Genomic DNA, 6,357 nt, shown 5'->3' with positions numbered 1-6,357 from the left:
GATCGGGGCGCTCTGCGGGGCCGGCTGCTGGACCGGCTGCGGGGCGGGCGGGGCGGGCTGCGGGGTCGGCTGGGGCGCGGGCTGCGGGGCGGCCTGGGCCTGAACGGGCTCCGGCTCGGGCTCGGGCTCCGGCTCGGGCTCGGGCTCCGGTTCCGGCTCGGGGGCCGCGGCGGGCGGCTCCTCCTGCGCGGCCGGCGCGCCGCCGCCCGCGGCGGCGTTGGCGTCGATGACGGCCAGCTCGGCGCCGACCTCGACCGTTTCGTCCTCGGAGACCAGGATCTTCGTCAGATAGCCGGCGGACGGCGAGGGGATCTCGGTGTCGACCTTGTCGGTCGACACCTCAAGCAGCGGCTCGTCGGCCTCGACGTGGTCGCCCTCCGACTTCAACCAGCGGGTGACGGTGCCCTCGGTCACGCTCTCGCCGAGCTGGGGCATGGTTACGGAGACAGGCATGGTGAGTCTTCGTCTTCCTTAGAGGGCTCTTAGTTGTGGACGTGGAGGGGTTTGCCGGCCAGGGCCAGCATGGCCTCGCCGAGGGCCTCGGACTGCGTCGGGTGCGGGTGGATGAGCTGCGCCACGTCGCCCGCCGTCGCCTCCCAGTTGTAGATGAGCTGGGCCTCGGCGATGAGCTCGCCGACCCTGGCGCCGACCATGTGGACGCCCAGCACGCGACCGCCGTCCTTCTCGGCGACGACCTTGACCTCGCCCTGGGTCTGCAGGATCTTGCTGCGGCCGTTGCCCGCGAGGTTGTAGCTCAGCTCGACCACGTCGTGGCCGCGCTCGCGCGCGGTCGCGCCGCTGATGCCGACCGAGGCCACCTCGGGCTCGGAGTAGGTGATGCGCGGCACGCCGTCGTAGTCGATCGGCACGACCGGCAGGCCCGCGATGTGCTCGGCGACGAGGATGCCCTCGGCGAAGCCGACGTGGGCGAGCTGCAGCGTGGGGATGAGGTCGCCCACGGCGTAGACGCCCGGGACGCTGGTCTGGCAGAACTCGTTGACCAGGACGTAGCCCCGGTCCATCGAGACGCCCTGCTCCTCGTAGCCGAGCCCGGCCGAGACCGGGCCACGCCCGACGGCCACCAGCATGAGTTCGGCGTCGAGGGTCTTGCCGCCCTCCAGGGTGACGACGACCCCGGTGTCGGTGGTCTTGACGCTCTCGAAGCGCTGACCGAGTTCGTACTTGATGCCGCGCCGGCGGAAGGCCCGCTCCAGCAGCTTGGAGTTGGACTCGTCTTCAAGCGGGAGCAGGTGGGGCAGCGCCTCGACGATGGTCACCTCGGCGCCGAAGGAGCGCCACACGCTGGCGAACTCGACGCCGATGACGCCGCCGCCCAGGATGATCACCGACGACGGCACCCGGTCGAGGACCAGGGCGTGGTCGCTGGTGATGACCCGCTGGCCGTCGATGTCGAGGCCGGGCAGCGACTTCGGCACCGAGCCGGTGCCGAGCACCACGTTGCGCCCGGTGTAGACCTCGCCGTTGACGGTGACCTGGTTGGGACCGGTGAGCCGGCCCTCGCCCTCGACCACGGTGATCTTCTTGCTCTTGATGAGGCCCTGCAGGCCCTTCCAGAGCCCGCTGATCACCTTGTCCTTGTAGGCGAGCACGCCCGGCACGTCGATCCCGTCGAAACGGGTCTTCACGCCGAAGGACTCGCCTTCACGCGCCTGGTCGGCCAGCTCCGCGGCGTGCAGCAGCGCCTTGGTGGGGATGCACCCCTGATGGAGGCACGTGCCGCCCACCTTGGCCTTCTCGATGAGAACGACGCTCTTGCCGAGCTCGGCCGCCCGCAGGGCGCAGGCGTAGCCGCCGCTACCGCCGCCTAGGACAACGATGTCGAAGGGGCCGCTGCCTTCAGCCACTGGAAAGCTCCCTAATGAATACTGCCGTGGTACGGCATCTTTTCACTTGTCTTGGATGATCGTGCGCTCAGCCCGCATAGCGCTCGGCGATGGCGACGAGCGTGCGGGTGATGGCTCCGGTGCCGCCCTTGGGGGTGTAACCGTGGGGCTCGCCCTTGTTGAAGGCAGGTCCCGCCATGTCGATGTGGGCCCAGTCAACCCCGTCGGGGACGAACTCGCGCAGGAACACGCCCGCCGCCAGCATGCCGCCCCACCGCTCCGGGTGGAGGTTGGCGATGTCGGCCACCTGCGAGTCGAGCCCCTTGCGCAGCTCGGCGGGCAGGGGCATGCCCCACACGCTCTCGCCCTGCGCCCCGGCCAGCTCGACCACGGCGCCGCGCAGGTCGTCGTCGTTGGCCATGACCCCGGCGGTACGCCACCCGAGGGCGACGATCTGGGCGCCGGTCAGCGTGGCGACGTCGACGATCAGGTCGGGCGAGTCCTCGGCGGCGCGGGCGATGCCGTCGATGAGCACCAGGCGTCCCTCCGCGTCGGTGTCGAGGACCTCGACGGTCTTGCCGCTGTAGGTGTGCAGCACGTCGGAGGGCCGCTGGGCGGTGCCCGAGGGCATGTTCTCGGCCAGGCACAGGTAGCCGACGGCGTTGACGTGGAGCCCGAGGCGGGCGACCGCCAGCAGGGCTCCGAGCACGGCGGCCGCGCCGCCCATGTCGGACTTCATCCAGTCCATCGACGCGGACGGCTTGAGTGACAACCCGCCGGAGTCGAACGTGATTCCCTTGCCGACGAACGCGAGCGTCTTGGCGGCCTGCGGGTGGGAGTAGGCCACCCGGACCAGCCGCGGCGGCCGGGACGAGCCCTGGCCCACGCCGACGATGCCGCCGTAGCCGTTCTCCTTCAGCGCGATCTCGTCGAGCACCTCGACGGTCAGCCCGTTCTTGCCGCCGATCTCCTCGGCGATCTCGGCGAACCGGGCCGGCCACAGATCGGACGGCGGGGTGTTGACCAGGTCGCGGACGAGGGTGACCGAGTCGGCCAGCGTGGCGGCGCGTCGGACCGCGCTCTCGGCCTCGGGGGCGGAGGTGACCAACTCCACCTCGGCCAGCGGCGCCTTCTGCTGCCCGTTGGTCTGGTAGCGGCTGAAGACGTAGGCCCCCAGGAGGCTGCCGATGGCCACCGCCTCGGCCTCTTCGGTCGTGGTGGCGGGCAGCGCGACGGCGGCCGACGCCGTTCCGGCCAGCGCGCGCGCGGCGGCGCCCGCGGCCCGGCGGAGGGTCTCCAGTTCCAGGGACTCGCCGTCGGCGGGCGGGGCGCCGAGCCCCACCGCCACGACGAGCGGCGCCGGGATCGCGCCGAACGTGGGGAACTTGGCGATCTCCTCGGGCTTGCCCGCGAAGCCCATCGCGGTCAGCGTGGCGGCGAGCCGTCCGCCGAGGGCCCGGTCGAGCCCGGCGGCCCCGGCCGCGGCCTGTGGGCCCTGCGGGGTGGCGTGGATGCCGATTACGAGGGCATCGGTCTCTATGGAGACCGTGTCAGATGCATTGACGCGCACTGTGGTCACGTGAGCCGATGCTAGCTGTGCTTTCTCCGTACTCATAAACTCGGGTTCGTCCTACCAATAGGTTGGGGGATGTTTACAGGTCGGTGAACGTCACCGCACTGGCGAGCAAGCACGCCGCGGTCGCGACCTCGGCGAGCGCCCCGAGCACATCCCCCGTGATCCCCCCGAGCCGCCCGACGGCGGTGGCGAGGATGACCCAGGCGACGGCCAGCCCGATTGGCACCGCGCTGACCAGCACCGGAACGTCGCGAAACGCGATCATAGCGACGATCGCCAAGGTGCCAGTAGACGCCAACGCCTGCGGCACCCGCACTGTTCCCGCGACGAGGCTGCCCAGCCCCTCCTCTCTCGCTGCCCGGAAACGGGGCGTGCACGCCCACGTGACGGCCAGCCTTCCGGTCGCCACGGCCACGGGCAACGCCCACAGGGCATGGGGCCCCACCTGACTCAGCGCGCTGACCTGGAGCCCCACACAGAAGATCAGCGCGACCACCCCGAACGGCCCGATGTCGGACCGTTTCATGATCGCCAGCGCCTCGGGCGCGCTCTTGCGGCTGCCGAGCCCGTCGGCCAGGTCGGCGAGCCCGTCGAGGTGCAGCGCCCGCGTCAGCAGCGCCAGCGTCCCGACGGCGAGCAGCGCCGCCGTCGTGTCCCCGAGCCCCAGCCAGGAGGCCCCCCGGAAGACGAGCGCCGCGACCACCCCGAGCAGCACCCCGACGAGCGGCCCGAGCACCATCGCCCGCCCGGCGACGCGCGCGTCGACCGCCGGATGCCGCGGCACCGGCAGCACGCTCAGCAGCGAGACGGCCAGCCACCAGGCGTTCGCCCACTCCCGCACCGGAGACGGGTTCACGGCAGCGGGGTGACGCGGCCCGCGACGACCAGGACCGCCTCCTCCGACTCGTCGGCGAGGCGGCGGTTCAGGTCGCCGAGCGCGTCGCGGAAGATCCGTCCCGAGGCGTGGCCGGGGATCACGCCCAGCCCCACCTCGTCGCTGACCAGGACGACCCGGGCCCGGGTGCGCCGCCAGGCCGCGACCAGCCCGTCGCAGGAGCCGCGGACCCGGCCGGGGTCGTCCCAGGCGCCGAGGTCGTCGAAGACGCCCGCCAGCCAGGTGCCGAGCCCGTCGATCAGCACCGAACCGGTCTCGGCGGCCAGCACGTCTTCCAGGTCGCGGGTCTCCCGGGTCCGCCAGTGGGCCGGCCGCCGGTTCCGGTGGGCGGCGATCCGGCCGGCCCAGGCGGCGTCTCCGTCGGCGTCGCCGGTGGCGACGTAGAGGACGTCGGGTTCCCCGGCGAGCCGCATCTCCGCCTCCTCCGACTTCCCGGAGCGGGTCCCGCCCAGCACGATCGTCCGGTGCGGGCCGGCCGGGTCGTGGGCCGCGCGGTCGGAGGTCTCCAGCACCGCCCCGTCGGGCACCTGGACGGCGCCCCAGTAGGCCAGCCGCCGATCGAGCTCGGCCTCGGACCGGACCCGGTGGTCGAGCCCCACGGCCACCACCCGCGTCGCCCGGTTGACCAGCCCGCGTCCGCGCAGCGCGCCGAGCCGGAAGGGGTCGTCGAGCAGATCGATCAGCACCAGGTCGAACGCCGGCCCCGGACCCGTTCCGCCGGGCCCGTCGGCGAACAGCAGACTGCCCCCGTCGGGCCCCACGACGATGTCGCCGTCGTCGGTCCGGGCCAGCTCGTAGCCGTCGAGGGGGGCGTTGTCGTCGACGACCACCGACAGGGGCGCGCGCTCCCGCCGCACCGACCGGCACGACGCGCACCCGTCGGACGGCCACCCCCCGGGCCCGCCGGTCCCGGTCAGCTCGACCTTCAACCCCGTCTCCCCTCGTTGCCTCCGGCCGGCGGAACCCGTCCAGCAAGGAGACCGCCGCCCGAAACCCTAAAGGGCCGGGCGGCGGTCGCCGTGCGCGGGCTCGGCGCTGGGGGAACGGGTTTCAGCTCGGCCGGCGGCGCAGGAGGAAGAAGACGCCCACACCCGCCGCGACCGCGACCGCGCCGCCCGCGAGGAGCAGGACGGGCGTTCCGCCCTCCTCCGGAGCGGCGGCCGGGGGCGAACCGGCGGCCTGGCTGACCGGGAGTTCCCGGCCCGTCGTGGTGTTCTTGGCGGGGTAGCCGCTGACGGCCAGCACGTTGCCGGTGTCGTCGACCCTCGGCCGGGTCGTCTCCGAGGAGAGCAACTGGAGCGACGTCGCCGACGAGGGGGCCACGACACAGGTCACGGTGCTCTGGGGCGGGGTGTCGCCGGGGTAGGCGTCGACCTCGCCGTCGCCGAAGTCGACCGCCAGGACCACGCGCTTCTGGCCCGACGCGGCGGCCTGCCCGCCGCAGACGTCGTCGAAGGCGGGGACCTCGCGGGGCGAGTCGGTGCCGGTGCCGTCGGGGGAGACGCCGAAGCGCCAGCCGATGACCGAACCGTCGGCCGGCACCGCGCCGGCCTCCGGCGCGAGCCAGGCCAGGCCGTCGCTCTGCCAGAAGGTCCACTGGCGGGGGGTGTCGGGCCCGGGCTGGGGCGCGAACGCCGAGACCGCGGCCAGGGCCACCGCGCCGAGTATGACGCGGATCAGTGGTTTGTACGGATGTGAGGGCAGCATGGAATGGCCTCCGTGCTCGGGTGATGACGCTCGGGGAGATCTCGGGGAGATAGGGTTCCCAGGCACCCTTCGGATTTCCCCTTGAGGGAACGACCGGCCGCGAACAGGAGCATAGGCATGACATGGCGCTGGCGTTATGAAAACGCTAATGGTGGTGAGGTATCCGCCGCCGATTTGTCGCGCGAGGTATTTCCCAGTCAGGCCGACGCGGAGTCGTGGCTCGGCGAAAGCTGGCGTGACCTGCTGGAAGCCGGTGTCGAACAGGTGACGTTGCTCGACGGCGACCGGGTTGAATACCAGGGAATGTCATTGCGCCCACAGGAATGAAAAAGGCC

At 72.4% G+C, this 6,357-nt stretch carries 7 protein-coding genes; 1 reads left to right on the top strand and 6 read right to left on the bottom strand.

Going from position 1 to position 6,357, the window contains the following annotated elements:
- From AW273_RS23005 to AW273_RS22980, 6 genes are all read right to left on the bottom strand, one after another.
- Positions 1 to 453, bottom strand: a 453-nt coding sequence (locus tag AW273_RS23005; RefSeq protein WP_304608019.1) for a biotin/lipoyl-containing protein, incomplete at its 3' end; no start/stop codon positions are given.
- Positions 454 to 482: 29 nt separating this feature from the next.
- A complete protein-coding gene (gene lpdA / locus AW273_RS23000; protein ID WP_062351568.1) occupies positions 483 to 1,865 on the bottom strand; it encodes a dihydrolipoyl dehydrogenase in 1,383 nt (460 codons plus the stop codon).
- A gap of 67 nt (positions 1,866 to 1,932) precedes the next feature.
- The gene (locus AW273_RS22995) at positions 1,933 to 3,459 is read right to left on the bottom strand and encodes a leucyl aminopeptidase (protein ID WP_083949963.1); all 1,527 of its coding nucleotides are present in this window, start codon (positions 3,457 to 3,459) and stop codon (positions 1,933 to 1,935) included.
- Positions 3,460 to 3,496: 37 nt separating this feature from the next.
- Complete coding sequence (locus AW273_RS22990; protein WP_232327554.1) at positions 3,497 to 4,276, bottom strand: adenosylcobinamide-GDP ribazoletransferase; 780 nt, start codon at positions 4,274 to 4,276, stop codon at positions 3,497 to 3,499.
- The gene (locus AW273_RS22985) at positions 4,273 to 5,244 is read right to left on the bottom strand and encodes a bifunctional adenosylcobinamide kinase/adenosylcobinamide-phosphate guanylyltransferase (RefSeq protein WP_062351562.1); all 972 of its coding nucleotides are present in this window, start codon (positions 5,242 to 5,244) and stop codon (positions 4,273 to 4,275) included. The genes AW273_RS22990 and AW273_RS22985 overlap by 4 nt, the downstream gene beginning before the upstream one ends.
- A gap of 121 nt (positions 5,245 to 5,365) precedes the next feature.
- Positions 5,366 to 6,022, bottom strand: a complete 657-nt coding sequence (locus AW273_RS22980) for an SCO2322 family protein (protein ID WP_062351559.1) — start codon at positions 6,020 to 6,022, stop codon at positions 5,366 to 5,368.
- Between the two features lie 117 nt (positions 6,023 to 6,139).
- Between AW273_RS22980 and AW273_RS22975 the strand changes: the two genes are divergently transcribed.
- Positions 6,140 to 6,349: a hypothetical protein gene (locus AW273_RS22975; protein WP_062351556.1), complete on the top strand. Its 210-nt coding sequence runs from the start codon at positions 6,140 to 6,142 to the stop codon at positions 6,347 to 6,349.
- The last annotated feature ends 8 nt before the right edge of the window (positions 6,350 to 6,357 follow it).

This window comes from Herbidospora yilanensis, from assembly GCF_001570565.1.
In the GTDB taxonomy this organism is placed as follows: Bacteria; Actinomycetota; Actinomycetes; order Streptosporangiales; family Streptosporangiaceae; genus Herbidospora; species Herbidospora yilanensis.
This window is presented reverse-complemented; position numbering and strand designations above follow the sequence as displayed.

Bases quoted from the DNA above. Each gene is read 5' to 3' on its own strand.
- AW273_RS22995 (WP_083949963.1), bottom strand. From the start codon at position 3,459: ATGAGTACGGAGAAAGCACAGCTAGCATCGGCTCACGTGACCACAGTG.
- AW273_RS22980 (WP_062351559.1), bottom strand. From the start codon at position 6,022: ATGCTGCCCTCACATCCGTACAAACCACTGATCCGCGTCATACTCGGC.
- AW273_RS22975 (WP_062351556.1), top strand. From the start codon at position 6,140: ATGACATGGCGCTGGCGTTATGAAAACGCTAATGGTGGTGAGGTATCC.